The sequence below is a fragment of the Acinetobacter lwoffii genome, assembly GCF_024129855.1.
GTDB classification, from domain to species: Bacteria; Pseudomonadota; Gammaproteobacteria; order Pseudomonadales; family Moraxellaceae; genus Acinetobacter; species Acinetobacter lwoffii_L.
Map to the genome: position 1 here is coordinate 300641 of NZ_JAMXXC010000002.1, position 26779 is coordinate 327419.

General features: G+C 43.0%; 25 protein-coding genes. 11 read left to right on the top strand and 14 right to left on the bottom strand.

Annotated features, from left to right (window positions below; translation table 11 throughout):
• Positions 1–76: 76 nt before the first annotated feature.
• The 6 genes from NI465_RS03240 to acnD all read right to left on the bottom strand — a co-directional run bounded on the left by NI465_RS03240 (position 77) and on the right by acnD (position 5644).
• Positions 77–790, bottom strand: a complete 714-nt coding sequence (locus NI465_RS03240) for an SIMPL domain-containing protein (protein ID WP_004645919.1) — start codon at positions 788–790, stop codon at positions 77–79.
• Between the two features lie 122 nt (positions 791–912).
• Entirely contained in the window at positions 913–1161 is a 249-nt protein-coding gene (locus NI465_RS03245; protein ID WP_004645921.1) for a DUF6868 family protein, read from the bottom strand.
• 523 nt (positions 1162–1684) lie between these two features.
• Positions 1685–1948 (bottom strand): hypothetical protein, encoded by a 264-nt coding sequence (locus NI465_RS03250; protein ID WP_253144292.1) that lies wholly within the window; start codon positions 1946–1948, stop codon positions 1685–1687.
• 113 nt (positions 1949–2061) lie between these two features.
• Positions 2062–2283 carry a hypothetical protein gene (locus tag NI465_RS03255; protein ID WP_180086435.1) on the bottom strand — a complete coding sequence of 74 codons (222 nt, stop codon included), beginning with the start codon at positions 2281–2283 and terminating at the stop codon, positions 2062–2064.
• Positions 2284–2447: 164 nt separating this feature from the next.
• A complete protein-coding gene (locus NI465_RS03260) occupies positions 2448–2591 on the bottom strand; it encodes a zinc ribbon-containing protein (protein ID WP_004645925.1) in 144 nt (47 codons plus the stop codon).
• Between the two features lie 434 nt (positions 2592–3025).
• Positions 3026–5644: a Fe/S-dependent 2-methylisocitrate dehydratase AcnD gene (acnD, locus tag NI465_RS03265; RefSeq protein WP_253144294.1), complete on the bottom strand. Its 2619-nt coding sequence runs from the start codon at positions 5642–5644 to the stop codon at positions 3026–3028.
• Between the two features lie 513 nt (positions 5645–6157).
• On the opposite strand from acnD, the gene NI465_RS03270 reads away from it, so the two are divergent.
• Positions 6158–8290, top strand: coding sequence for a multicopper oxidase family protein (locus tag NI465_RS03270; RefSeq protein WP_253144296.1), 2133 nt, complete (start codon positions 6158–6160; stop codon positions 8288–8290).
• 114 nt (positions 8291–8404) lie between these two features.
• Complete coding sequence (gene ygfZ / locus NI465_RS03275; protein WP_004645928.1) at positions 8405–9130, top strand: CAF17-like 4Fe-4S cluster assembly/insertion protein YgfZ; 726 nt, start codon at positions 8405–8407, stop codon at positions 9128–9130.
• Positions 9131–9181: 51 nt separating this feature from the next.
• Here ygfZ and NI465_RS03280 read toward each other — a convergent pair whose 3' ends face one another.
• Complete coding sequence (locus NI465_RS03280; RefSeq protein ID WP_004645929.1) at positions 9182–9427, bottom strand: hypothetical protein; 246 nt, start codon at positions 9425–9427, stop codon at positions 9182–9184.
• A gap of 262 nt (positions 9428–9689) precedes the next feature.
• Here NI465_RS03280 and NI465_RS03285 point away from each other — a divergent pair, with 262 nt between their 5' ends.
• Entirely contained in the window at positions 9690–10487 is a 798-nt protein-coding gene (locus NI465_RS03285) for a tetratricopeptide repeat protein (protein WP_195725637.1), read from the top strand.
• 83 nt (positions 10488–10570) lie between these two features.
• On the opposite strand, the gene NI465_RS03290 is transcribed toward NI465_RS03285, so the two are convergent.
• From NI465_RS03290 to NI465_RS03300, 3 genes are all read right to left on the bottom strand, one after another.
• Entirely contained in the window at positions 10571–11497 is a 927-nt protein-coding gene (locus NI465_RS03290) for an AEC family transporter (protein WP_253144298.1), read from the bottom strand.
• 60 nt (positions 11498–11557) lie between these two features.
• Positions 11558–12667: an NADH:flavin oxidoreductase/NADH oxidase gene (locus NI465_RS03295; protein WP_253144300.1), complete on the bottom strand. Its 1110-nt coding sequence runs from the start codon at positions 12665–12667 to the stop codon at positions 11558–11560.
• Between the two features lie 92 nt (positions 12668–12759).
• Positions 12760–14028 carry a carbohydrate porin gene (locus NI465_RS03300; RefSeq protein WP_253144302.1) on the bottom strand — a complete coding sequence of 423 codons (1269 nt, stop codon included), beginning with the start codon at positions 14026–14028 and terminating at the stop codon, positions 12760–12762.
• A gap of 399 nt (positions 14029–14427) precedes the next feature.
• Here NI465_RS03300 and mutM point away from each other — a divergent pair, with 399 nt between their 5' ends.
• Positions 14428–15288 (top strand): bifunctional DNA-formamidopyrimidine glycosylase/DNA-(apurinic or apyrimidinic site) lyase, encoded by an 861-nt coding sequence (gene mutM / locus NI465_RS03305; RefSeq protein ID WP_253144305.1) that lies wholly within the window; start codon positions 14428–14430, stop codon positions 15286–15288.
• Entirely contained in the window at positions 15285–15569 is a 285-nt protein-coding gene (locus tag NI465_RS03310) for a peptidylprolyl isomerase (RefSeq protein WP_004281718.1), read from the top strand. The genes mutM and NI465_RS03310 overlap by 4 nt, the downstream gene beginning before the upstream one ends.
• A gap of 84 nt (positions 15570–15653) precedes the next feature.
• On the opposite strand, the gene mscL is transcribed toward NI465_RS03310, so the two are convergent.
• The gene (gene mscL / locus NI465_RS03315; protein WP_004281717.1) at positions 15654–16094 is read right to left on the bottom strand and encodes a large conductance mechanosensitive channel protein MscL; all 441 of its coding nucleotides are present in this window, start codon (positions 16092–16094) and stop codon (positions 15654–15656) included.
• A 177-nt stretch (positions 16095–16271) separates the two neighbouring features.
• Complete coding sequence (gene typA / locus NI465_RS03320) at positions 16272–18110, bottom strand: translational GTPase TypA (protein ID WP_004281716.1); 1839 nt, start codon at positions 18108–18110, stop codon at positions 16272–16274.
• Positions 18111–18284: 174 nt separating this feature from the next.
• Between typA and NI465_RS03325 the strand changes: the two genes are divergently transcribed.
• From NI465_RS03325 to NI465_RS03335, 3 genes are all read left to right on the top strand, one after another.
• Complete coding sequence (locus NI465_RS03325) at positions 18285–19655, top strand: uracil-xanthine permease family protein (protein WP_243475094.1); 1371 nt, start codon at positions 18285–18287, stop codon at positions 19653–19655.
• Positions 19656–19721: 66 nt separating this feature from the next.
• Positions 19722–20756 (top strand): methyltransferase, encoded by a 1035-nt coding sequence (locus tag NI465_RS03330; RefSeq protein WP_184412452.1) that lies wholly within the window; start codon positions 19722–19724, stop codon positions 20754–20756.
• Positions 20756–22219 (top strand): amino acid permease, encoded by a 1464-nt coding sequence (locus NI465_RS03335; protein WP_184412454.1) that lies wholly within the window; start codon positions 20756–20758, stop codon positions 22217–22219. The genes NI465_RS03330 and NI465_RS03335 overlap by 1 nt, the downstream gene beginning before the upstream one ends.
• A 52-nt stretch (positions 22220–22271) precedes the next feature.
• Here NI465_RS03335 and NI465_RS03340 read toward each other — a convergent pair whose 3' ends face one another.
• Positions 22272–22805 (bottom strand): peptidase C39, encoded by a 534-nt coding sequence (locus NI465_RS03340; protein ID WP_184412456.1) that lies wholly within the window; start codon positions 22803–22805, stop codon positions 22272–22274.
• A 103-nt stretch (positions 22806–22908) separates the two neighbouring features.
• Complete coding sequence (gene omp38, locus NI465_RS03345) at positions 22909–23958, bottom strand: outer membrane protein Omp38 (protein ID WP_180086463.1); 1050 nt, start codon at positions 23956–23958, stop codon at positions 22909–22911.
• A 376-nt stretch (positions 23959–24334) separates the two neighbouring features.
• Between omp38 and NI465_RS03350 the strand changes: the two genes are divergently transcribed.
• The 3 genes from NI465_RS03350 to NI465_RS03360 all read left to right on the top strand — a co-directional run bounded on the left by NI465_RS03350 (position 24335) and on the right by NI465_RS03360 (position 26752).
• On the top strand, positions 24335–24856 hold the full coding sequence (locus NI465_RS03350) for a GspH/FimT family protein (protein WP_044108385.1): 522 nt from the start codon (positions 24335–24337) through the stop codon (positions 24854–24856).
• 111 nt (positions 24857–24967) lie between these two features.
• Positions 24968–26143 carry a thiolase family protein gene (locus NI465_RS03355; protein WP_044108383.1) on the top strand — a complete coding sequence of 392 codons (1176 nt, stop codon included), beginning with the start codon at positions 24968–24970 and terminating at the stop codon, positions 26141–26143.
• 159 nt (positions 26144–26302) lie between these two features.
• Positions 26303–26752: a VOC family protein gene (locus tag NI465_RS03360; RefSeq protein WP_044111699.1), complete on the top strand. Its 450-nt coding sequence runs from the start codon at positions 26303–26305 to the stop codon at positions 26750–26752.
• Positions 26753–26779 lie beyond the last annotated feature (27 nt).

Consider the following 26779-nt stretch of genomic DNA (forward strand, 5'->3'; position numbering starts at 1 on the left):
GTGTAGCATCTGGGGCAATGCGCGCAAAATAACAAGCGGGATTTAGCCTGTCAATCACTGCGCACAGCCAGATAGATTAATCTGCCAGATAATAATCGACTGTCGAGACCACGCGGACTTTCTTCAAATAGGGTGTATTGCTGTCACGATCTTCAATACTAAACAGTCCCTGATTGGCGGACTTGATTTTGCCCAGACTGCTCTTTGAATCGGCAGCAAATTTTTCTGCCACACTGCGGGCATTTTCGGTGGCTTGTTCAATCATTGCCGGCTTGATGTCATTCAGCTTGGTAAACAAATATTCCGTTCTTTGTCCAGAATCATCTCCAGCAAAGGCAATGCCTTTTCTGCCCAAAACCACCAAACGGCTTTGCGCTTTGCGTACTGTATCGATGTTGTGGGTATAGACGGTAATGGTCTGGCTGGCGGTATAGCGCAGTGCGACATTGGCATCACCACCATATTGCTGCGCGTATTTATCGGTAATACTGGGTGAGGCGCTGGTGATCTCTTCCGCACTAAAGCCTTCATTTTTTAGAAAAGTCTGAATTTCCTGGGTATTGCTTTGCATGGTGTCATACAACTCGGCCAGATCCTGATTGCCGGCATTAAAGCGGATCGGCCATACCGCCACATCGGCTTTGACTTCGCGTTCCGACAAGCCTTTGACCGAAACTATACGTTCATATTGTTTAATTTTCAGCGCGCTATTACCCAGAATCCATCCGGCAATAATCATCCCTAAGCAAATCAAGGCACCTAAAATCAGGGCCGGTTTGAATTGATTCATCCTTCAACTCCTTTGAAATCTTTTTTCATTCTTATTGATCCTGCCACGCTATCAAGTAGCGATAAAATGATACTAATTTGATCTTATTTTTATCACACGAAGATTTAATCACAACACCGCACTTAGCCTTGATTCATCAGATAGATTGCAATTAACGGTGTCAGGTTAAACAGCAGAATGCCAATTTTATACACCGCCATACCCGAATAATGAATCACATCAAAACTGGTGTCTGACAGCCGAAACCATTTTCCATGCACCTGCTTCATCCAGTTTCGGGCAAAGACAAAGACCATGAACCAGATCATGAGAATGACATAATTAATGAGTGTGCAAAACAGTAAAAAACGACACCAGATATCGAGATTCATGAGGATTCCCCTAGGGGGCAGCTGATGTTTTTAAAATAACAGATCATCTTGAGAAATGAAGGATTGATTTGTATCTTGCTTGGATAAATAGTTTTATTAAACTTATGATTTATATTTATTTTTTATTCTGCATGTATTGCTAGAGAATTTTTTAGGGTGTTGGGAAAACTCGCAATGGTTTACTTCAACTATCATTCTTTGTAAGACCTGATCTTATAGCCTATAAACTTTTGGTCTATAGCGTCCTAAGCCGAATCGAGACCTTTTGGGTTCGTACTGCACTCGCGTTTTGCGCCGCTCACAGCATGCTACTCTTTCCGATCCCATCACACCCTTGAGAGCTATATTAGGCAAAGATGGGCGGGATTAATTTCCTATGTTTTTTTAATTTTTAGAATTTTTGAAAATTTATTTCATTATTAATCCAATTTAAGGAAAATAAACCCTATCCTTCAATTTTTACGCTTTTTTCTTCGATAAAAATGGACTTTATTGCAATTTATCTTCAAGACATGAGGACTATTTATTGAAACAAAGCAGCCTGAATCCATTGTGCATTAAACCACCAGATACTGATCGCTGACATCCCGCAGAGCAGATTGGCCAGAACCTTATTGAGTCTCGTCAGTTCAGAATTATAGATTTTCAGATTCACCAAATAAGCCATCACGCCGTAGAGCAAGCCAATTACGCCCCCAAACAGGATCAGAATTAATGGCCATGCGGAATAAAAATGGGCTTTTTTGCTTAATTTGCCTGATTCTGGTGCGTACTCTCTGATTTCCATATGCGCTTACCCTCTTTCCAATATGTACATATGCACTATTTCAAGGCAGATATTTAGCTGTTATTAAATATTTGCCGACTCAGACTTGGATTGAAGCAAGAAGCAGACCAGTTCTAGTGTACAAAGAGCTGACGGGTATGCTGGTTAATATAGGCATTTAGCCCATCGCCATATCGGGCAAGCTGTTTCATGTTCTCGACATGCTGATAACCGGCACTACTATAGCTGTAAGTATAGACTTTCGAGGTTTTCTTAAATTGCACACGAATAAACTCATTACCAATCTCGTAATTGGCGACACCTGAGTCGTGATTAAGATCAAGATAATATTGCAATTGAGCAGCCCTAAATACTGTGAATCTAAGCTTTTATATGGGGTTTTATTGGTTAATTTTCAATCAAATCTAAATCATAAATAGCGAAGTTTAGATAGCAAAAAGCCCTATCGAGTAATAGGGCTTTCATTCAAAACAGAGGGTAACTGTTTGAGTTGTTTTGCTTAGGCATTCTTATTGTTAAATTGATTGCCTTGGCATTTGGTACACGGTGGTAAACGATCAGTACCAATTTCTAAGTAGGTGCGGTGTCCGCATTGAACACAAAAATAGAAGCCTGTTCCGGGTTTTTCGCCAGCAGTAACCATCTTTGTTCTCCATGGTTTTAGAAATGGTCTGACTAGTATAACCCTCTGGTAATGAATGTCTATTGTCCATTTTTGTAAATGATAGTGTCGTTTGGGCAAAGTAGTATTTCTAATTATTATTTAGTAACTCATTAATTAAGTGATAATTTATTATTTTTTTCAAGTTAAGTAGTTTAATAACATTGAGATAAGTGATGCATAAGGCCAAGTATAGCGCAGTGCGTTAATACAAAATTATCACCATAGCCATATGAAATTTTATATTCCCTTAAAGTTATAGACGTCTTTAATCATTGAGGAAGCTCAATTGCTTAAGTATAAAAAGAAAAGTACCTGTTTGTATTTTCTTGATAAAGACATTAATGCTCTAAATAAAAACCCCACTTCACAGTAGGGTCTTTTTACAACAAAATCAATTATTACAGCTTAAATTATTAAGCCACATTCCCTTCCAAAAAATCCTGTGCAAAGCGCTGTAATACCCCACCCGCTTCATACACATGTACTTCTTCTTCCGTATCCAGACGACACGTGACTGGCACTTCAATAATCTGATTCTTACCATCATCGGTTGCACGCTCAATTACCAAAGTTAAAGTCGAACGTGGCGCGATATTACCAATCACGCTATACAGCTCAGTACCATCAAGACCCAAAGTCTTACGGTCTGTACCCGGCTTAAACTCAAGCGGCAAGACACCCATACCGACCAAATTGGTACGGTGAATACGCTCAAAACCTTCCGCTACAATTGCTTCTACACCTGCCAGACGCACACCTTTAGCAGCCCAGTCACGGCTAGAACCCTGACCATAATCCTTACCGGCAATAATAATCAACGGTTGTTTACGGTTCATGTAGATCTCAATCGCTTCCCACATCCGCATCACTTCGCCTTCAGGTTCCACACGTGCTTTCGAACCCTGTTTGATGGTGCCGTCAGAACGCACCACCATTTCATTAAACAGTTTCGGGTTAGCAAAAGTCGCACGTTGCGTGGTCAGGTGATCACCGCGATGCGTTGCATAGGAGTTGAAATCTTCCTCAGGCACACCCATTTTTTTCAGGTATTCACCTGAAGCACTGTCTAAAACAATAGCATTCGATGGTGACAAATGATCGGTGGTGATGTTATCGCCCAAGATCGCAAGCGGACGCATATTTGACAAGGTACGCGGTGCAGCCAAAGCCCCTTCCCAATACGGCGGACGACGGATATAGGTACTTTGCGGACGCCAGTCATACAGCGGACTTGTTGCCTTTTCATTCACACCCAAGTCGAACATTGGAATGTAGATTTTTTTGAATTGTTCTGGTTTTACAGCAACTTTTACCAGCGCATCAATTTCTTCATCCGATGGCCAGATATCTTTTAGATAAATCGGATTGCCGTCTTTATCGTTTCCTAAAGCATCTTTTTCGATATCAAAACGAATCGTACCGGCAATCGCATACGCCACCACTAAAGGCGGTGAAGCCAAGAATGCCTGTTTCGCATAAGGATGAATACGTCCATCGAAGTTACGGTTGCCCGAAAGCACCGCTGTTGCATACAGGTCACGGTCGATGATTTCCTGCTGAATCTTTGGATCTAATGCGCCCGACATGCCGTTACAGGTCGTGCATGCATAGGCCACGATACCAAAGCCCAGTTTTTCTAAATCTTTAAGTACGCCTGCTTCTTCCAAATACAAAGCAGCCGCTTTAGAACCCGGTGCAAAAGAAGATTTCACCCAAGGTTTACGCACCAAGCCCAATTCATTGGCCTTACGTGCTAGCAAACCTGCCGCCACCGTATTACGTGGGTTAGAGGTATTGGTACAAGAGGTAATCGCCGCGATAATCACCGCGCCATCTGGCATTAAGCCTTCTGCTTCTTGCGCGCGAGCTGCTTCTAAATTACCGGCAATGCCTTTTTCTTTCAGGTCAGCAGTTGATACGCGTGCATGCGGATTTGATGGGCCAGCGATATTACGTGTCACAGTCGATAAATCGAAACGCAGCACACGTGGATATTCCGCTTGAGTCATATCCGATGCCCAAAGACCAATTTCTTTGGCATAGGTTTCCACCAGTTTGACTTGCTCAGGCTCACGACCGGTCAAAGTCAGATAATCAATCGTATTCTGGTCGATATAGAACATCGCAGCGGTAGCGCCATATTCCGGGGTCATGTTGGAAATCGTGGCGCGATCACCCACTGACATGCTGTCAGCACCTTCACCAAAGAATTCTAAGTAAGCGCCAACCACACGCTCTTTACGCAGGAATTCAGTCAATGCTAATACGATATCGGTTGCAGTAATGCCCGGCTTGCGCTGACCCACCAATTCCACACCAATAATATCTGGCAGACGCATCCAAGATGCTCGGCCCAGCATCACGTTTTCAGCTTCCAAGCCACCCACACCAATCGAGATCACGCCCAATGCATCGGTATGTGGCGTATGCGAATCTGTACCAACACAGGTGTCCGGGAATGCCAGACCATCACGGTTTTGAATCACCGGAGACATTTTCTCCAGATTGATCTGGTGCATGATGCCATTGCCCGCAGGAATCACATCAACATTTTCAAACGCGGTTTTAGTCCATTCAATAAAATGGAAACGGTCTTCGTTACGACGGTCTTCAATAGCACGGTTTTTCTCAAAGGCATCTGGATCAAAACCACCAAACTCAACCGCCAGTGAATGGTCGACAATCAGCTGGGTTGGAACTACCGGATTGACTTTCGATGGATCACCGCCCTGATCGGCAATCGCATCACGTAAACCAGCAAGGTCAACCAGTGCCGTTTGTCCCAAGATGTCATGACACACTACACGTGCCGGATACCAGGGAAAATCATGTTCCTGTTTACGCTCAATCAGCTGGCGTAAAGACTGTTCCAGAATGGCAGGATCACAACGACGCACCAACTGCTCTGCCAAGACTTTGGAAGTATAAGGAAGTTTGGCATATGCGCCTGGCTGAATATCTTCTACGGCCTGTCGCACGTCATAATATTCCAGCTGGGTGGATTGCAGCGGTTTACGGTAGTTGTTGTTCATAAGCTTGCCTGCCCTCGTTTATCTCTATTTTTATTCATCAATAGATATCGATGAGTTACTTTTGTAATAGCAGCATTGTACGCTGCACAAATAGCATTTCCCAAATTTTATATTTTTCAAATACTTAATTATAAAAATCGGTATTTTCGCAAAAATTTGTTACATAGACTTTAGAATTTTTGCTTTAAAGCGGTCTTTTGCTAAAAAAATCTGAATAATTCGCCTTATTCTTTAGTCTTATGTTGCAAAATATTTCTCTATCTTTTTATTTGATTATTACCCTAACCCACTAATATCAATAATAAATAATTAATTTTATGTGCATTTTTTTAAAGATAAAAAATATAGTCTCACTGGTTTTCATAGGCCTGTCCTGCCGCCGCATTTAGCAAAATTTCAATCCCCTAATTTGGGATAACAGATTTTCCAAAACTATCAGAAGCTCAGTGTGACGTATGTCACATTCTCCACAATCCTCACATTAAAACAATAACCATAACAGGCAGAACTGAAATGTTGAAAATTGCAATATTCGGAGCTATAGCCGCCATTTTGACGCTCTTAGCTCGCGGTTGGGATGGAACAAAAAATCCATCACCACCATCAAATCCTTCTATCCCGTCCCAACCCTCTCATCCCTCACACCCAACACCTCCACCCAAACCCTCACATCCCGTTCCGACCACATCAGACAGCTTGATTAGCAACCCACCTCTGTTACCGAAAAGTGCCAAGGGCAAATATGAGCTGATCGTGGCCTATAAAACTAGCAAGCTCTATAACCCCAGAAATGGCTTATGGGATCAGGTACTGCTGAGAGGCTATTTAACCAAACCCAGTTTATTTGATAAGAAAAAAACTGGTGAATATGTTGAGGATCAATTGGTCGGGCCACAGATTCGGGTCAAACAGGGTGAAACCTTGGCACTTAACCTGAATAACCAGCTTCCACCCGAGTCAGAAACAACTTGTCCAACTCATGTTGAGAATGTAAATGAACCACACTGCTTTAATACCACCAACCTGCATACCCATGGCTTCTGGGTCAGTCCTCAAGGCAATAGCGATAATGTTTTCCTGAAATTCAAACCTCAGGAAAAATTTGATTATCAGTTCAAAATGGAACCGAACCATCCCGCAGGGACTTACTGGTATCACGCCCATCTGCACGGTTCAACTGCTCTTCAGGTGTCGAATGGCATGGCAGGCCCATTGATTGTTGAAGGCTCAAGAGCACCAAAAGTCAAAAATGGCAAAGTCACCTCAACTGGAGATATGGATATTCTATGGAAAGAAAAAAACAGTTACCCAAACGAAAACATCCTGTTGTTCCAGCAAATCCAATATCGCTGTAGCAATCCCGATCCTAATGTCAAATTCGCTGTTCCCAATAACTGTGAAGGTGTAGGTATAGGCATGCTGGAAAATTATAATGACCTGTCTATTGGTGGCTTCTGGACTAACCAGAATTACTACACCTCTATCAATGGTAAAATTTTAGGTGAGATCAAAGCAGAACAGAATCAGTTTAACCGCTGGCGCATGATTCATGGTGGTGTACGCGATACCATTGGTCTAATCATTAAGGAAATTCCCAATTCCAGTAAGTTTAGCGCAGAACAAACTATTAAAGCCTGTTCAGCCTATCAGGAGGCAGACAAGAAAGCTGAATTTGAGAAGCTGAATAGCCTGAATGTGCATACCATCGCGCAAGATGGCTTAACCATGAATCATGTACAGACCAGAACCCTGTCCGTGTTCCATCCTGGTTATCGTCATGATGCAATGGTTGCCTTTCCGACCACCAATAGATACTGCATTTTTGACACCAAATTGAATATCGATGATGAAATTAACGCGCCATTACCGAATGTAGGTCCTCAAATTGCTCCAAATCATCGCTTCAATGCCCAACTGCTGGGATGGGTCAATGTAAAAGCAGCCAAGACCAAGCCTCAGACTGCTGCCCAGTTCCTGAAAGATCGGGCACAAAAAATTGGTTTAAGCAAAGACATCCAGACCCAGTTATCTCAGCTTAATCTTTCTGCGTTTAGTGATCATCCATCATTGATGACACCCGAAATTGATAAAGTAGTTGCTGCCCGAGCAAAACAATATAGTGCTTTTTCGCTCGGCCCCGACCCTAGAACTGGCGTATTCAAATTTGGCTTCCGACATAAAAAAGATGGAGATACACTGAGTTTTGGAGATTTCTTTGATGGAGATGGTTCAGTGGATGGCGAATATGTCCGTCAGTTACAAGTTGGACAGACTGATGAATGGGAACTGACCAGCGCTGGTTTTGGTGGTCATCCGTTCCATATTCATGTTAACCCGTTCCAGATTGTTAAAATTTTGAATCCTCAAGGTAAGGATGTCAGTGAGGCAGTAGCCCCAGAAGATCCGGTGAATCCAGTTCTGGATGATGTGCAATACCGTGGCATGAAAGGACAGTTTAAGGACACGCTTTTTGTAAAACAAAACTATACCTATATTGTGCGCAGCCATTACAAGAAATTTGAAGGTGACTTCGTACAGCACTGCCATATCCTCGACCATGAAGATCAGGGCATGATGGAAACCGTACGGGTCTGTGGAGGCAAATTCCCTTGTGATTCGCCATTACCGGCTAGCCATCACCACTAAAGATCTGCTCGCTAAAAGCCAATGATTTCGATTGTTGGCTTTTTTGTTTGCCTCTATTTGATGCTTGCTGCACAATAACTGCATTGATTTATAGTATTCAAACCGGGGCTTATTATGGCAGCGTCTCCTGCTTTTACATTGTTTAGTCTGAATGGTGTAGATGCACAAAAATTCCTTCAAGGTCAGGTGACTTTGAATACTGAAACTTTGGCGGAAAACCAGACCCGCTATACTGCAATCTGCAGTCTGAAAGGACGCATCCAATTTGGCTTATGGCTTAAAAAAATCAGTCCGGAAAGTTTTGAAATCGTCAGCACTGAAGATCAGGCTACGGAACTGACCAATCATATTAAAAAATTTGGTGCCTTTTCAAAAATGAAACTGGAATTGGTCGGTCCAGTTTATCCAGTCATCAATGGCATTCATACTGACTTTGTGGCGACTGAAACCGATGTGACGATGTGGGAACAGCAAGCCATTGAATCAGGTCAAGCCTGGATTCAGGCTGCCACTGCAACCCTGTTTCAACCACAGGAATTACGTTTGCATCAACGCGAAGGCATTCACTATGACAAGGGTTGCTATCTGGGTCAGGAAGTCATTGCACGTTTATGGTTTAAAGCCAAGCCAAAACACTGGTTACATCTGGTTCAAGGCACAGGTGCCGCACCTGATGTTGCGACCAAACTGAATAATGATGTTGAAATCGTCAATAGCATCGCGATTGAGAATGGTTATAAAGCGCTAGTCGTGGCAAAACCTGAAGCATTGACCGAGCTAGGTCTCGAAGTTCTGGAGCTTCCTGAAGCTTTGAGCGGTGATGTAGCGCGTCCGCAATAATCACTGCATAACTCATAAAAAAGCCAAGATAAAATTCTTGGCTTTTTTATTTTAGAAGCCATGAAACAGCTTGTTCATGTCTTTTACCACATAATCTTTAAAATGATAGGCCCGCGCATGTTTGGCATCAAACTTTGCCGTGAGTTCACCTTTTTGAAAGACATATACTCGGTCTTCCTGACTCATCAAAAACTCTGCACCAAGTTTCATCAGCAGCGCATCAATCTTGTCTTCATCGGCAATCGATTCATCAGCATTGATTCTGTCATAGTGACGTTTAATGGTTTTGACAAACATGGTGAAATCCTGGGAGTCTGATTCAAACCGAGATTTAACCAGAGAAGTCGTCTTAAGCAAAGTAATCCTTTTGATATCTGCAAGATTGAGCAAAACCTGTCCAAATCATGCATCGATTTAAACGGTGTATTGTGCTTTGATGATTTGTATTTAGTGACAAATTGTATATTTACAAAGCACAAAATCCTTTTATGATGTAAGTGAAAATGATTAAAACCGCACCAAGGAATAAGGTGCCAGCAATAATAAGGTTATAGGAACCATGAAAAAATTAGTACTCGCTACAGTTCTTGCCCTTTCTGCACAATTCGCTCTGGCAAATACCGTAAAAGATCAAGTCGATCCCCAATTCCAAAAAGTTGAGGCCATGGTCAAAGCCAATAACTTTAAAGGTGCCTATGACGCTTTGAATCAATTGGCCAGTCAAGGAAACGCCCAGGCTTTATATAACTTAGGCTATTTGACCCAAACCGGCCAAGGTACAACCAAAGACGAGAAAAAAGCCATTCAGCTCTACGAACAGGCAGCCAGCAAAGGTTATCCGGTGGCCAATTATGTATTGGGTAAAAATTATGCAGCCGGCACACTCGGACTCAAACAGGATTTGACCAAAGCCAAACAGCATCTGGAACGCGCTTCGGCAGCCAAATTTGATGATGCCAGCATTGATCTGGCCATACTGCTGTTTTCTGAAAATACAGCAGCGTCAAATAAAGCCGGACTGCAAAAGCTGCAACCGCTGATCAGCAAAGGCAATATGCAGGCCATTCATGCCAAAGCCTTATATGACATCAGCAGCGGTTTCAAAAACAAAGATGAAAAACCGATTCAGCAAGGCCTAAGCAGCATTCAGGAACTGGCAAAAAAAGGTTATATTCCGGCGCTGATGGCAGTAGGTAATATGTTTGCCAATGGCAGTATTGTTCCGCAAAACCTGCCAGAAGCGAAGAAAATCTTTGCCGCACTGGCGCAGCAAAATGTTCCACAGGCCAAAGAGTCTTTGGCAGCGGTAGACAAAATGCTGGCTGAGCAGAAAAAAGCACCTGCGAAAAAGAGTTAAGTTAATTCCACAAAATTAAAATATAAAAAGCCCCATGCAATTTGGGGCTTTGTTTAATGGCAGAGCTTCCATCTGCTAAAAGATTACCCCCACCACAAGGCAATTAAGCCACTGGTCACGATAAAACCGGCAATGGTACTCATCAACAATGGTGTTAAAGTTCGATCATTCAGACCATACGCCTGTCCCAACATGCCAAAAATCGTTGGCATCGGCAAAGCTGCAATTAGCGTACCGACACGGACCATTTCCTCATTTAAGTCCGTCAACTGGCTCAGCCCCAGATACATCAATAACGGCATCATGATATTGTTGGAAAATACCAGATAGAAACTTTGCAGATTGACATATTTCAGGCTCATTCCCACGATCCCGCCGCCAATAGCAAACAGGGCCAATGGTGACGCTGTCTGACCAATCAAGGCAAAGACCTGATCAAGATAGACTGGAATTTTAATCTGGAAAACTGCACAAGCCATGCCGAGTATTACCCCCATAAATAAGGGATTCTTTAGCAAAGTCAGCAGTACACTTTTCAGAATGGCGCCGAGATTTGCCTGATGTTGTGTGCCCAGCGCAGCCATGACCAGCACCAGCGGAATCAGCAACATGCTTTCGATGATCACCACCAGAGAGGTATAGGTCATCGCCTGTTGCCCAATCAATAAGCTGAGCACAGCCGTACCAATCAGCCCGGTATTCGACATTGCAGCGCCCAGCGACAGCACTGCACTTTGCGAATGCGTATTTTTAAAATGACGGCGCATGATCCAGAAGCCGCTACCATAGAGCACTAAGGTCACGCTGCTATATACTGCAAAGTATTCAAAATACCAGATTTCATGCAGGTCCTTGGAGGCAAGAGACTGAAAGAACAGCAAGGGCAAGGCTACTTTAATCACAAAAGCACCGACCGTCCCCACCTGCTCTTTGCTTAACACTTGACTCTTTACAGTCAGATAACCCACTGCCAACAATAAAAATATGGGCACAATGACCGCAAAAATCATAATGCAGTATCCTCTTGTCAGTGATATTCCATTATAAGAATTTCTGAGACTAAAGCAGTGTTAAAAAGGCTCAAACAGGTGATTCAAACCATGCGGTGCGCAGCGCAGATATTGCGGTGAAATCTTGATTTTTTCATCAAGTGCTGCCGCTGCATGCCAAGGCCAATGTGGATCATAAAGAATGGCACGAGCCAGTGCGATAGCGTCGGCTTGGCCCTTTTGTAAAATATCTTCTGCCTGCTTAGCTTCAGTAATCAATCCCACGGCAATCACGGGAATATTCACGACTTTCTTGATCGCATCTGCAAAAGGCACCTGATAATTCGGTTTCACATCAATGTTCTGTTTGGCATGTAAACCTGCACTGGAAATATGAATATAGGCAGCACCCGCAGCTTCTAGTGCTTTGGACAATTCAACTGAGGAATCAATGGTCCAGCTGTCTGGCTGATCCATCCAGTCGCTGGCCGAAATACGTACTCCAATCGGATAACCTTCTGGAACCGCCGCTTTCATGGCTTGTAATACTTCCAGAGTCAGGCGAATCCGGTTTTCCAGTGAACCGCCATACTGATCATCACGTTTATTTGAAAGTGGAGACATGAACTGATGCAGTAAATAACCATGCGCTGCATGCAGCTCAATCAGGTCAAAACCGGCCTCAACTGCACGTTTAGCACTTTCTGCAAAGTCAGCAATGACCTGTTCAATTTCCGACTGGCTTAAGGCTTTAGGTGGATGTTCATCGGTCTGAAAAGGAATATCACTCGCAGAAACAGTTTGCCAGCCATATGCTTCATCCGGCTTAAATTGACCTTTACCTGCCCATGGTTTATCTGTTGAGGCTTTACGTCCGGCATGTGCGAGCTGAATAGCAAAAGGCATCGGGGAGATGGATTTGACTTTTTCTAGTAAAGTCTTGATCTGCTTTGCCTGTTCGTCATTCCATAAACCCAGATCGGCATAACTGATCCGGCCTTCTGGCTGTACCGCAGTCGCTTCGACAATACATAAACCTGCACCCGATAAGGCATAGTTGGCCCATTGCTGCTCGTGCCAATAGGTAATTTCCCCCTGCTCTGTTGCAGAGTACTGACACATCGGCGCAATTACGATTTTATTTTGAAGTTGCAGTGATCCAAATTGAATAGGTTGAAATAGTAATGCCACGCTGTATTTCCTCTTTTTATTGCCCAGTTTCACTCTAAAAATAAAAACAGGCTCTTAAGAGCCTGTTTAGTTATAACGTGAACGATCAAACTTTAGAAGATGATTCGTGTAGTCAAACCGAGTACCAGTGCATCATCCACATTGTTGCTTGAACCTGGATTAATGACATATTGCAGGTTTGGACGCAGCATCAGCCACTTTGTTGCGTTATAGCTATAGTTCAGTTCAATATTGTATTCTGCATCAGTATTGAAAGCTGGCCGTGAATCAGCAAAGCGATTATTCACATGCACACGGTTTACTGCTAAACCTAAAATATCATTCGGCTGGCTGTCCGCAAGACCGATATATTTCACACCGATTTGTTGTGAATTATCCACTTTATTGGTATCGCGGTCATGCCAGGTAAAGTTGGCAAATGAATGCAAACCCTGACGGCCCTGACCTGTAGACGTTAACTGTTGCTCTACAGCTAACCAGCCGGCAAAGGTACGGTTTTTGGCATCAGTAGGATTGGCAATATCCTTTTGGTTGGCAACATCATCGGCCGTATTGTACATCCCGCCAACCCGGTAGCTGCCTGGCAGGCCATTCACTAATGATTTCGGTGTCCAGATTACTTCTGCTGGAATTGTCACGCCATCTGCATGGTCGGTATCCAGACTCCAGCCTTGACCTTCTTTAGCGCCATTACCATTATCCGGATTAAACTCATACACACCGACTTGTACGGCAAGTTCAGGATTGAGTTGCTGCTTCACGCGCGCACCCCATTGTGCTACAGGCGTATTCATCCAGATATTGCCCTGCCATTTACCCATCTGTGCAGCACAAAATGCCGTACTGGCAAAATCACAAGCCATGACATTAAAGTCCATACCCAGACCAAGACGACCCGCCTTAATACTGAGTCCTTGGTCTTTATAATTCTTTTCAATAGACAGCTCGCTCAGACGGCTATCCTGATTACCACGCCCAAAAGTACCTTGTACATTGGCCAGTTGCGGCGTCCTAGGATCCTGCAAGTCACGAACAGAGGTACTTTGACCCTGGCGTGCACTCATCAAGGCACGTACAGTGACACCATTCCATCCCGCCAGCTTTTCCATATCCAGTTGAGTACCCAGCCATAATTGGGCAGAAGTTAATGGATCTGCGCCCTCATTACGACCACCATCAGCAAGATAGGCGGTATCGGTTAACAAATTGGCTTCAAATTTAATTCCCTGTTGGGCCAGTTCTGTACGTTGACCATTCCAGTCCCCCAGTAAATACTGACCTTGTGGATCAAATGCAGATTCCGCCTGAGCGGTTGTCATGGCAGCCATTAAAGGCAATAGAGCTAGACCTAAATATTTCATGTAAAACCTAAACATTCGGAGAGAAAAACAAGCAAGGTTTTTAAATTGCTATTAGGTGCATGAATTTACATAACTTTTCATACAAATTCCCAGCATTTTTTTTATTACTCATTAAACTTTTAGTTATGTCTTAAACATAAAAATATAATTTTTATTTAAAAAATCTTAAATTATTTATATAATTTTCATCAGCTTATAATGTATTGATAATTTCCATTCGATTTACTTCTAAGAAAATTCGCTATAAAAACATAGAAACCCAGTTTATTCTTTAAACAATTCCAGCTTAAATAAATATGAAATACCCAGTCATTTTCCAGCGATTTCACCCAGATTAACGCTTGCAATCCCAGCCAATTCACCCAATATTAGCTGCATCTCCCTCGCCACTGATGTGTTATGCCTGAATTACCAGAAGTTGAAACCACCAAAACCAGTTTATTGCCTTTATTAGAGCAACGCGTAAAACGTGTTGAAGTACGTCAGTCAAGTTTGCGCTGGCCTATTCCGGAGAATATAGAAAAGCTGGTGGGGCAAAAATTACTGAAGCTCACTCGCCGTTCTAAATATATTCTGGCGGAGTTCGAACACGACACCATGCTCTGGCATTTAGGCATGTCGGGGAGTTTCCATCTATGCGAGAGCAATGAAGAATTACGTAAACATGATCATCTGATCATTCAGTTTGATGATATCGAACTGCGTTATCATGATCCTCGCCGTTTTGGCTGCATTCTTTGGCTGGATGCACAATCACAAAGCAAATTGATTGACACGCTGGGGCCAGAACCCTTAAGCGAGAACTTTAATGCCGAGTATTTATTTGAAAAATTGAAGAATAAAAATGTTGGCACCAAAGTTGCAATTATGGATAACCATGTGGTGGTGGGCGTAGGCAATATTTATGCGACCGAAAGTCTGTTTAATCTGGGGATTCATCCGGCACAACCGGCCTCGACTTTAAGCTTGGTGCAGATTGAAAAGCTAGTACTGGAAATCAAGCGTATCTTGAAACAGGCAATTGATCTGGGTGGTTCAACCTTAAGAGACTACACCAATGCCATGGGCGAAAATGGCTATTTTCAGCAAACCCTGTTGGCTTATGGCCGTGCCGGTGAGATGTGCGTGAACTGCGAGACCACGCTTGAAAATATCAAATTGGGACAACGGGCTTCTGTTTTTTGTCCTGAATGCCAACCTTTGAAAAAGATCCAGCTCCCTGTCAAAAAAGTGGCAACTGTACGAGGGAAAAAGTCATGAAAACAGCCATTGTGCGTCATATTCTGGTTAAAGATAAAGAAACTGCTGAACAGCTTAAAAAGAAGATTTTAAGTGGCGCCGACTTCAATAAAATCGCCAAACAATATTCAACCTGTAATTCTGCCAAACGTGGCGGTGAGCTAGGTGAAGTGAAGAAAGGCCAGCTGGTTCCAGTGATTGATAAATTGGTATTTACTGCCGCTGAACGTGTATTACATGGTCCGGTCAAAAGCCAGTTTGGTTTTCATTTGGTCGAAATCAAGTTTCGGATGGATTTTTAATATTTATAAATCCCTCCTTACCTCCCTTTGTCAAAGGGAGGAGTTCCCCCTTTATAAAAGGGGGATTTAGGGGGATTAGAAAAATTAGACTTGAGGTGGACGCTTTTTCAATTCATCACGAATTTCACGCAGCAATTCAATATCGGCTGGGGTAGTCGGAGTTTCCTCGACTGGGCCTTCTTGTTTACGTAAACGGTTCATGAATTTCACCAATAAAAATACGACCCAGGCCAAAATTAAGAAATTAATTAAAATCGTTAAAAAGTTACCGTAAGTCAGTACATTCACACCCGCCTTAGTCAAGGCATCCAAAGATTGTAAATTGTCTGGGTTTCTTCCTAAGATAAAGAATTTTTGCGTAAAATCGACGCCACCACCGGTGATCACGGTAATTAAAGGCATAATAATGTCTTTCACCAATGAATCGATGATCTTGCTAAAAGCGCCACCGATGATGACACCAATTGCCAGATCCATCATGTTGCCTTTGATCGCAAACTCTTTAAATTCTTGAATAATACTCATAACTGCTCCCATATTTTATTTTCAAGTTTTGGGTCAAATTATACCTGACTAAATACTTTTAATTTTGACTTAGTTTAATGCGTTTTAGTAAATAGCAATGTGAGCATCGCTTAAATATAAAAAAACCGTAATCTTCGAAAAGATTACGGTTTTTGAAAACCCGAAATAATCTAGAGATTATTTACCTGAACGGTTACGTTTACGTTCATTTTCAGTCAAGAAACGCTTACGGATACGGATTGACTTAGGTGTTACTTCTACTAGTTCATCATCTTCAATAAACTCAAGCGCTTGCTCAAGTGTATATTCAATCGCAGGAACAAGAGTCAACGCATCGTCAGTACCTGAAGCACGTACGTTCGTTAACTGTTTTGCTTTAGTCGGGTTAACTGTCATATCGTCTGAACGAGAGTTAATACCGATGATCATACCTTCATAAACTTCTAACTGTGGTTTCGCAAATAGACGACCACGGTCTTGAAGTGTGAACAGTGCATAGCCCAGGCAAGTACCTTGAACCATTGAAATCAACACACCGTTTTGACGTTTTGCAACAGTACCTTGCTTCATTGGACCGTAGTGCGAGAAGCTAGACGTCATGATCCCTGTACCAGAAGTCATGGTCAGGAATTCAGAACGGAAACCAATCAGACCGCGTGAAGGAACAGTTGCTTCAATACGGATACGGCCTTTACCGTCAACTTCCATATTGGTCATTTCACCTTTACGGTGACCCATTTGTTCCATTACAGCGCCTTGGTGCTGTTCTTCAACGTCAAAAGTAACGTTTTCGTATGGCTCTTGTTTTTCACCATCAATTTCTTTGATGATTACTTGTGGACGAGATACGCCCATTTCGAAGCCTTCACGACGCATGTTTTCAATAAGAACTGAAAGGTGAAGTTCACCACGACCAGATACTTTGAAACGGTCTGGGCTGTCAGTATCTTCAACACGTAATGCTACGTTGTGAATCAATTCGCGGTCTAGACGTTCACGGATATTACGTGAAGTTACGAACTTACCTTCTTTACCAGCAAACGGTGAGTTGTTTACCTGGAATGTCATCGATACTGTAGGTTCATCTACAGACAATGGAGGTAAAGCTTCAACATTTTTCGGATCACAGATGGTGTCAGAAATGTTGAGTGCATCGATACCCGTTACACAAACGATATCGCCTGCAGAAGCTTCTTCAACGTCAACGCGATCTAGACCATGATAACCCATGATTTTTAAGATACGGCCGTTACGTGTTTTGCCATCTTTATCGATTACAGTTACTTGTGTGTTTAATTTCACTGAACCGCGCTGGATACGACCAATACCGATAACGCCTACGAAGCTGTTATAGTCAAGTGAAGATACTTGCATTTGGAATGGGCCATCAACGTCAACCGCTGGTGGTTCAACGATGTCTACGATTGTTTGGAACAACGGAGTCATATCTTCAGCAAGTTCTTCTGGAGAAGGACCAGCAACACCACGAAGGCCTGAAGCATAAACAACTGGGAAGTCTAACTGCTCGTCAGAAGCACCTAAGTTATCGAACAGATCGAATACTTGGTCAATTACCCAGTCTGGACGCGCGCTTGGCTTGTCGACTTTGTTAATAATCACGATTGGTTTCAAACCACGTGCGAACGCTTTTTGCGTTACGAAACGAGTTTGTGGCATCGGGCCTTCTTGTGAGTCTACAAGAAGAAGTACGCAGTCAACCATCGACATTACACGTTCAACTTCACCACCGAAGTCGGCGTGTCCCGGGGTGTCCACGATGTTAATGCGGTATTCAGTATTGGTACGTTCATCTAACCATTTGATTGCAGTGTTTTTTGCAAGAATGGTAATGCCACGTTCGCTTTCAATAGCGCCAGAATCCATGACACGCTCGATCTCACCCGCGCGATCACCGAGAGCACCTGATTGTTGCAAAAGTTTGTCTACAAGAGTGGTTTTACCATGATCGACGTGCGCAATAATGGCGATGTTACGGAGAGTTTTAATATCTGACATGTAAATTCAATGCGTATGTAATTTGAGGGCAAATTATACAGAAAAATACAAAACTTTTATAGTCACTGTAACCACACTCCTCAACTTTTTTTGCCCAGTTGGGGCTTTTTTGATTTTGTAAAGACGTGTAACTCGATTAGAATAGCGCCACCCAGCCTTAATTTGCATTGACACATGTCTGATTTTAATCAATCTCCTCCTTCTAAAGATCAACTCGACCTGGTATACGGTCTCGAAGATCGACCAAAACCACTGATTGCTTTTTTAGCTGCATTCCAGCACTTACTGGCAATTATTGTCCCGATTGTGACCCCTGGCCTGCTAATTTGTCTGGCGCTTGGTGTTTCCAAAGAAGACACCAACATGATTTTATCCATGTCCTTGGTGATCTCGGGCATCGCGACTTTTTTACAGTCTAAAAAAGTCGGACCTTTTGGTGCCGGTCTGCTGATTGTCCAAGGAACCAGCTTTAACTTCATCGGTCCAATTATTGGTATTGGTTCAGCTATGGTGGCTGCAGGCACACCTGTAGAAGCAGTCATGGCTTCTATTTTTGGTGTGGTGATTGCAGGTGCATTTATTGAAATGGGCGTGTCACAAATTCTGCCTTGGATCAAAAAACTGATTACACCGCTGGTGACCGGGATTGTCGTGCTGCTGATTGGTTTGACCTTAATTAAAGAAGGTTTAATCAGTATGGGCGGTGGTTATCAGGCCATGAGCGATAAAACTTTTGCCAATGCTGACAACCTGATCATGTCTTGTACCGTCTTGGCGTTGATTATTATTCTGAACCGTATCTGGATTACCTGGGTAAAAAGTTCTGCCATTTTGATCGCCCTAATCTGTGGTTATGTTCTGGCGGGCTTTATGGGGCATCTGGATTTCTCTGGTCTAAAAGATGCACCGTTGGTACAGATTCCAACCCCAATGCATTTCGGTTTAAGCTTCTCCTGGAGCCTGTTTATTCCGATGGCATTCATTTACCTGGTGACGTCTTTAGAAGCGATTGGTGATATCACTGCGACTTCAAAGCTTTCCAACCAGCCAGTTGATGGTCCAAAATGGATGAAGCGCATTAAAGGTGGTGTACTGGTGAATGGCGCGAATTCATTCCTTGCCGGTATTTTTAACACCTTCCCAAGTTCGGTATTTGCACAGAACAATGGTGTGATTCAGTTGACGGGCGTAGCGAGTCGTTATGTCGGCATCTGGATTGCTGCTTTGCTGGTTATTCTTGGTTTGCTGCCTGCAGTTGCTGGTATTATTCAGGCCGTTCCGCAAGCGGTACTGGGTGGCGCAGTCATGGTCATGTTTGGCGCAGTTGCAGCATCTGGTATTAACATTCTGTCTGGTGTTCATCTGGACCGTCGCGCCTTGCTGATTATTGCGATTTCACTGGCACTGGGTTTAGGTGTTGCACAAGTTCCACAAATTCTTGAGCATCTTCCTGAGTTGTTCCGTAATATCTTTAGCTCAGGCGTTGCCACTGGTGGTATCGCGGCCCTTATTCTTAATGTTGTACTTCCTGAAACAAAGAAGTAATTTCATGTCCAAAGAACACTGTCTAGGTCAGGCTTAGGCAGTGTTCTTTATATTGGAGAGATACCTATGGATCCTAAAAGCGAAGTTTTATTAAGACAATATGATTTTTTGTCGGGTCGCATCCTACTGATTAATGCACCAACAGATGATCTGCTCGCTGAATTCGATGCCTCTATCAATCCCGCTGTCTGGACATGGAATTTTAACGATTTTCAATATTTCCAGTCACAACAAGCAGATGTGCATTTTGGTGCAGAGATGCCTGAAGCTGAGTTTGATCAGGCGGTTATTTTTGTACCCAAGTCTAAAGAACTGTTGAATTATTTGCTGCATAATGTGGCAGCGCAGCTTAAACGGGGTAGCAGTATTTTCCTGGTCGGTGAAAAGAAAGGCGGGATAGAGCGCGCAGCCAAACAGTTGCAGCCTTTTGGTAAAACACTCAAACTCGACAGCGCGCGTCATTGCCAACTTTGGCAATTGGTTCTAGACCATACGGTCGAGAAAAAAGCACTTGCAGACTGGGCACAGCGTTATACCGTATCGACACCAAATGGTGACCTGAATATTTGTGCACTTCCAGGCGTCTTTAGTCAAAACCGTTTGGATGTGGGAACTGCCACACTATTACCTTATTTGTCACAAGTCACTTCAGGTAAAATCGCTGACTTTGGTTGTGGCGCAGGTGTAATTAGTGCGTATTTGGCAAAATTGAATCCGAAAAACCGGATTTTTGCCATGGATGTTGATGCCTTTGCATTGGCTTCTACACAAATGACCTTTGAAGAAAACCAGCTCACTCCTGAACAGATTGAAATCAAAGCGGTTACAGGTATTGAGGATGCACCCTTGTTCCTGCATGCCATTGTCAGTAATCCGCCTTTTCATATGGGAATCGAAACTGATTACACGGCAAGCGAAACCTTGTGTAAAACCTCACGTCGTCATTTAAAATCAGGCGGTGAGCTTTGGATCGTAGCCAACCGTTTCTTGAACTACCCGACCCTGATTGAACAAAACTTTGGTCGCTGCACAGTAAAAGCAGATCAACAAGGCTTTAAAGTGCTCTTCGCCAGCACTCAAAAAAATGTTAAGGAATCATGATGAGCGAAACGCAAAACACGATGCAGCTGCAGCGTAAGCTGGGTGCTCGTCATCTGAATATGATCGCCATTGGCGGATCTATTGGTACAGGTTTATTCCTGGCCTCAGGGGCGACCATTGCCAACGCTGGACCAGGCGGTGCACTACTTGCATATGTACTGATTGGTATCATGATTTATTTCTTGATGACCAGTCTAGGCGAGCTTGCCACACACAACCCGACCTCAGGTGCATTTTTCACTTACGGCACCAAATATGTCGAAGGTGGTTTTGGTTTCGCTCTGGGCTGGAACTACTGGTACAACTGGGCCATTACCGTGGCTTTTGAGCTGGTTGCCGTTCAGTTCATTATGAAATTCTGGTTTCCAGATATTCCGGGCGTGTACTGGAGCGCCATTTTCCTTGCCATTATTTTCGGGATTAATGCCCTGACAGTAAAAGGCTTTGGCGAATCTGAATTTTTCTTTTCTCTGGTTAAAGTTCTCGCGATCATTGCCTTTATCATCATCGGGATCTGGATGATCGTGAAGATCATGCTGACTCCAGGTGCGGAAGCATTTGCCAACTGGAGCATTGGTGATGCACCCTTTGTCGGTGGTTTCCAGGCATTAATTGGCGTGGCGATGATTGCCGGATTCTCCTTCCAGGGTACCGAAATGGTCGGTGTGGCGGCAGGTGAATCGAAAAATCCAAAGAAAACTATTCCGGTGGCCATCAAACAAATTTTCTGGCGTATCCTTCTATTTTATATCGTGTGTATTTTCATTATCGGTACCTTGATTGCCTATAATGACCCACGTTTATTACAAGCCGCTGCAACAGATAATATTGCGCTTTCGCCATTCACCTTATTGTATGAAAAAGCCGGTTTTGCCTTTGCCGCCAGTATCATGAATGCAGTGATCCTGACAGCCATTCTATCTGCGGGTAACTCCGGCATGTATTCGTCTACTCGTATGCTGTTTGATATGGCGCGTAAAGGTAGTGCACCTAAAATGTTTGCGCGTCTGGACCCGCGTGGTGTGCCAATGAATGCACTCTATGCCACGACTGCAATCGCAGCTCTGTGCTTTCTGACCACTTTCTTTGGTGAACAGGAAGTCTTTAACTGGCTGCTAAACATGTCAGGGATGTGTGGCTTTATTGTCTGGCTCGGGATTGCCATTTCCCATTACCGTTTCCGTAAAGGTTATCTGGCACAAGGATATAAACTCGCAGATCTGGCTTATCGCGCTAAATTCTTTCCTTTCGCCCCTTGGTTTGCGTTTATCCTCTGTGCGATTGTCGTCCTTGGACAGAACTATCAGGATGTTTTGTCCGGTCAATGGATGGGTGTGTTATCGACCTATATCAGTATTCCGCTATTCCTAGCCATTTGGTTCGGCTACAAATGGAAGAAAAAAACCAAACTGGTCTCTTATCAAGAGATGGATGTGCAGCCGATGAAACTTGATCAGGAATAAAAAATTATTCATTAAAAAAATCAGCTTACGGGCTGATTTTTTATTTCTTGAATTAACTATGACGCATCACAAAATTGCGATCATCAATCACAATCACTTGCTGGCAAATTCCTTCTGCTTGACGCTGCTGCTCAAATACCTGGGCTGGCATAGCATCAAAACTGTCAAAGAAACTGATTTCGTTCTCATCGATTGTATAGATCAGTGAATGATTGCCTACCCCGTCTAAGGTGTCGTAGAACACTATCACGAAGCAGCCCGCTTCAACCTGCTGCTGAATCTCTGCATAAAAGATCACACGCTGTTCCACAGGTATTTTAAGTTTCTCAGCTTGTTGATAAAACTCAAGCTCAACCGGCTGTTTGTCTGCATCATATTCACTAAAAAAAGTGACATCCAGTCCTAAGGTCCGCAAAGCAACAGCAAGGGCAATAGTTGAAGTTCCCATCTCGGGATCATGGCGACAGAGCTGAACCAAGTCCGGAATATGCAGATCAATCCCATAATGATGAAAAATCATCCAAATCGAAAAAATTCCGCTATTGGCTTCCAGATTTTGCAAGTCTTCAGGAATTTCGACACTCATATTTTTACTCAACGACATCTTAACAGGCTAAGTGTAGTCAAAATACAGACACAAAAAAAGCAGCTCCGAAGAGCTGCCTTTTTAATGAGTGTTCAATAATGAATTATTGAGCAACTGGTTGTTCAGCTAAAACAGTACGGCTACCAGTGATTGTCGCGAATACACGACGGTTCATAGCACGACCTTCTTTAGTGTTGTTGTCTGCAATCGGTTGATCCCAAGCAAAACCTTGAGTAGACAAACGAGATGCATCAACGTTGTATTCGTTCACAAGTGAAGATTTAACAGAGTTAGCACGCGCTAGAGATAGACGTTCGTTCAATGCACGTGGACCAGTGTTGTCAGTGTGACCTTCGATGCGAGCAGTAGCGTTTGGATATTCAACTAGCTTCTCAGCAACTTTCGCGATTTCTGGTTTGTATTGATCTTTGATGTTTGATTTGTTGGTATCAAAGAACACACGAAGTTCCATGTTCAGGTCTTCAGTCAACTCTTGTGGAGCTGGAGCAACCGGAGTTACAGGCTCAACTGGAGCAACTTCTACCACTGGAGCAGCTGGTTTCAAACGTCCACCTAGAACTACGTTAAGACCAGCAAGTGCTGTATAGTTCCAGAATTTTTCGTCAAAGTGGTAAGTACCACGTGCTTCGGTACGTAGCGCCAATGCATCGTTGATATGCCAGAAAGCACCAACACCTGCATTACCTAAAGTACCTTCTTCTTCAAGGCCACGACCTTCACGACCTAACTCGTTATCAAATTCATACTTATAATGACCAGCACCTAAAAGCATGTATGGCTTTACTTTGCTGTCATAGTTGCCAGTGAATACGTCAGAAGTCGCATAAAAATTACCTGCGATATTTTGACCTTTATATTCAGCACCTGCTTGATCGATCATATCACCTTTAACTTGGCTATATTCTGCTTCAAAACCTAACCAAGGTGTAAGTTCCACACCAAGTGCTGCACCGACAAATAGATCGTCATCCATTTGAGTAGAAGTTGTTAACTCACCATCATTACCGCCATTGTTGTGCTGGGTGTCTTGGAAGGTGTAACCTAACATCAACGGAGTAACAGTTACGCCTGCATTGGCAGCAGCAAAAGGTGCAGCTACAAGCATAGCTAAAGCAATACGACTCATTTTCATGGATTTATCCTCCAGAGATAACAATTGTTGTTCAAGCTCAAGCCCGTAATTAGGCCATCCTGAGATAGGCTTTTTATTACCCCAGTATTATTCTTAAGCTATTCACATGGCATCATACAAACACTTTATTATTTTTCCAAGTGCTTGATTAATTTAATCAAGTAAATTATTGACAAAATTACTTACAATTTCCGTTGTAATTCGGTAACTTTTTACTCAATTTTTTATTCCGAATACCCTATTCTGATTGCCAATTTTATTTTAACAGCTTTCTTGAGACTTCAGTAAGCATTGATTTACATGCTCAATAAAGCATAAAAAACATATAATTAATAACACCATTATTATAAAAATAATATATAAATCAGGTAACTCTATGTATAAAAAAATAATAAGAGCGTTTACTATTGTTGAGTTAATTATCTGTATTGCAATAATTGCAATCGTGGCCAGTATTGCTCTACCGTACTTCCATGAATATCGATCTAAACAGGAAGCCAAAAATATTCCGATCAAATTATCTCAAATTAATCGCTATGCACGCAGCCAGGCTGCAGTGTTTCATCAAAATATTGTAATCTGCCCGAGCCAAGATTCTCTCAGTTGCCAAGCCAATCAATGGAACAAGAACATGCTGGTTTTTATTGATAAAAATAAAAACAGGCAAGTGGATGTAGACGAACAAATTTTACATATTGATGCACTGAACCTCAAATACGGTAACCTAAGTTGGCGAGGAACTTTGAGTTTACCGAGTGTCACTTATCAAGCGCATACTGCCTTGCCGATTGGTTCAAATGGTAGTTTCTATTATTGTTCTACCCATCTTTCTAGCCAACAGCGTATTGTACTCAGCAAAATGGGCCATATCAGGATTGAAAGTCTCTCGTCTTGCTAACAGAACTATCCAGTTTATGCTTCGCTGCGATTAACGCTTCAATCCTGAGTTTTTTTCAATATACTGCTTAAGTTTGAAAAAATTGATTAAAACTCATACGGAGAGAGAACAATGACTGACATCGTAATTGTCAATGGTGCACGTACAGCCATGGGTGGCTTCCAGGGGAGTCTTGCAAGTGTAACTACTACAGAACTCGGTGCGGTCAGCATTAAAGAAGCAATTGCCCGTGCGGGTCTGCAACCAGCAGATATTGAAGAAGTCATTATGGGTTGTGTCCTTCCGGCAGGCTTAAAGCAAGGCCCTGCACGTCAAGCGATGCGTCAAGCTGGTCTTCCAGATTCTACTGGTGCTGTGACCATTAATAAATTATGTGGTTCAGGCATGAAAGCCGTCATGCAAGCTGCTGACATGATTAAAGCAGGTTCTGCAAATATCGTGGTTGCCGGTGGTATGGAATCCATGACCAATGCGCCTTATATCTTGCCAAAAGCACGTGGCGGTTTCCGTATGGGCCATGGTGAAATCAAGGACCATATGTTTCTGGATGGCTTGGAAGATGCTGAAACAGGTCGTTTGATGGGTTCATTTGCCCAAGATATGGCAAATACCAAAGGTTATAGCCGTGAGCAGATGGATGATTTTGCGATTCGCTCATTAAAGCGTGCGCAAACTGCGGTCAATGAAGGCTACTTTGCTGATGAAATCGTGCCTGTAACAGTTAAAACCCGTAAAGGCGATGTGGTTGTTGATAAAGATGAGCAACCATTTAATGCCAACATCGATAAAATTCCAACTTTGCGTCCTGCTTTCGCTAAAGACGGTACGATTACGGCGGCTAATGCCAGCTCGATTTCAGATGGCGCATCAGCTCTAGTAATTACCTCGGCTGATAATGCAGCAGCAAAAGGGTTGAATCCTTTAGCCAAAATTGTTGCTTATGCTTCAAATTCGCAACATCCATCTGAATTTACCATTGCTCCAGTCGGTGCAATCCAAAAAGTACTGGATAAAACGGGTTGGACCGCTTCTGATGTCGATCTTTGGGAAATCAATGAAGCCTTTGCCATGGTCACCATGTGTCCAATCGATGAGTTCAAGCTGGATCCTGAAAAAGTCAACATTAACGGTGGTGCATGTGCACTCGGTCATCCTGTGGGTTCAACCGGTTCACGTATTATCCTGACTTTGATTCATGCACTAAAACGTACCGGTGGAAAAAAAGGGATTGCAGCCCTGTGTATTGGTGGTGGTGAAGCGACAGCTGTGGCGATTGAATTACTTTAACCTATTCTCTCACCCCATCCCTCGCCCATAGGGAGAGGGAGTTAAAAATCCTCCTGATCTGGAGGATTTTTTTCGCTTACATTTTGATAAAGCTTGCTCGCGCAAAATACCGCAAAGTGGCGTAGATTAAAGCAAGCAAAATAAAAAGGGAGTTCTCCCATGCAACTGAATCATTACCTCAATTTCCAAGGTCAGGCTGAAGCAGCCTTTAACTTTTATAAATCAGTTTTTGGAGGCGAATTTTCAAGTCTGAGTCGTTATGGTGAAATGCCAACTGAAGAAGGTGTCACACTCTCGGAAGCGGATCAAAATAAAATCCTGCATATCTCACTTCCCATTAACGAATTTACAGAACTGATGGCATCCGATACGAATGATCAATTTTGTGCACAAAACAATACCGTTTTCATTCAAGGTAATAACCACTATATTTCCATTAACTTAGATGCCAGCGAACAAGCTGAAGCACAACGACTCTTTGATGCTTTATCGGTGAATGGTCAAATTGAGATGCCGCTAGAAAAGACCTTTTGGGGCGCACTTTATGCTGCCTTTAGCGATCAGTTTGGAATTCACTGGATGATCAACTGTCAACTTGAAGAAAATTAAAGGTTTTTATCAAGATATAAAAAAGCC

Bases quoted from the DNA above. Each gene is read 5' to 3' on its own strand.
- NI465_RS03300 (WP_253144302.1), bottom strand. From the start codon at position 14,028: ATGAAATATTTAGGTCTAGCTCTATTGCCTTTAATGGCTGCCATGACA.
- NI465_RS03350 (WP_044108385.1), top strand. From the start codon at position 24,335: ATGTATAAAAAAATAATAAGAGCGTTTACTATTGTTGAGTTAATTATC.
- NI465_RS03245 (WP_004645921.1), bottom strand. From the start codon at position 1,161: ATGAATCTCGATATCTGGTGTCGTTTTTTACTGTTTTGCACACTCATT.
- typA (WP_004281716.1), bottom strand. From the start codon at position 18,110: ATGTCAGATATTAAAACTCTCCGTAACATCGCCATTATTGCGCACGTC.
- NI465_RS03335 (WP_184412454.1), top strand. From the start codon at position 20,756: ATGAGCGAAACGCAAAACACGATGCAGCTGCAGCGTAAGCTGGGTGCT.
- NI465_RS03285 (WP_195725637.1), top strand. From the start codon at position 9,690: ATGAAAAAATTAGTACTCGCTACAGTTCTTGCCCTTTCTGCACAATTC.
- NI465_RS03355 (WP_044108383.1), top strand. From the start codon at position 24,968: ATGACTGACATCGTAATTGTCAATGGTGCACGTACAGCCATGGGTGGC.
- NI465_RS03240 (WP_004645919.1), bottom strand. From the start codon at position 790: ATGAATCAATTCAAACCGGCCCTGATTTTAGGTGCCTTGATTTGCTTA.
- mscL (WP_004281717.1), bottom strand. From the start codon at position 16,094: ATGAGTATTATTCAAGAATTTAAAGAGTTTGCGATCAAAGGCAACATG.
- mutM (WP_253144305.1), top strand. From the start codon at position 14,428: ATGCCTGAATTACCAGAAGTTGAAACCACCAAAACCAGTTTATTGCCT.
- NI465_RS03325 (WP_243475094.1), top strand. From the start codon at position 18,285: ATGTCTGATTTTAATCAATCTCCTCCTTCTAAAGATCAACTCGACCTG.
- ygfZ (WP_004645928.1), top strand. From the start codon at position 8,405: ATGGCAGCGTCTCCTGCTTTTACATTGTTTAGTCTGAATGGTGTAGAT.
- NI465_RS03250 (WP_253144292.1), bottom strand. From the start codon at position 1,948: ATGGAAATCAGAGAGTACGCACCAGAATCAGGCAAATTAAGCAAAAAA.
- omp38 (WP_180086463.1), bottom strand. From the start codon at position 23,958: ATGAAAATGAGTCGTATTGCTTTAGCTATGCTTGTAGCTGCACCTTTT.
- NI465_RS03280 (WP_004645929.1), bottom strand. From the start codon at position 9,427: ATGTTTGTCAAAACCATTAAACGTCACTATGACAGAATCAATGCTGAT.
- NI465_RS03340 (WP_184412456.1), bottom strand. From the start codon at position 22,805: ATGAGTGTCGAAATTCCTGAAGACTTGCAAAATCTGGAAGCCAATAGC.
- NI465_RS03290 (WP_253144298.1), bottom strand. From the start codon at position 11,497: ATGATTTTTGCGGTCATTGTGCCCATATTTTTATTGTTGGCAGTGGGT.
- NI465_RS03310 (WP_004281718.1), top strand. From the start codon at position 15,285: ATGAAAACAGCCATTGTGCGTCATATTCTGGTTAAAGATAAAGAAACT.
- acnD (WP_253144294.1), bottom strand. From the start codon at position 5,644: ATGAACAACAACTACCGTAAACCGCTGCAATCCACCCAGCTGGAATAT.
- NI465_RS03270 (WP_253144296.1), top strand. From the start codon at position 6,158: ATGTTGAAAATTGCAATATTCGGAGCTATAGCCGCCATTTTGACGCTC.
- NI465_RS03330 (WP_184412452.1), top strand. From the start codon at position 19,722: ATGGATCCTAAAAGCGAAGTTTTATTAAGACAATATGATTTTTTGTCG.
- NI465_RS03360 (WP_044111699.1), top strand. From the start codon at position 26,303: ATGCAACTGAATCATTACCTCAATTTCCAAGGTCAGGCTGAAGCAGCC.
- NI465_RS03260 (WP_004645925.1), bottom strand. From the start codon at position 2,591: ATGGTTACTGCTGGCGAAAAACCCGGAACAGGCTTCTATTTTTGTGTT.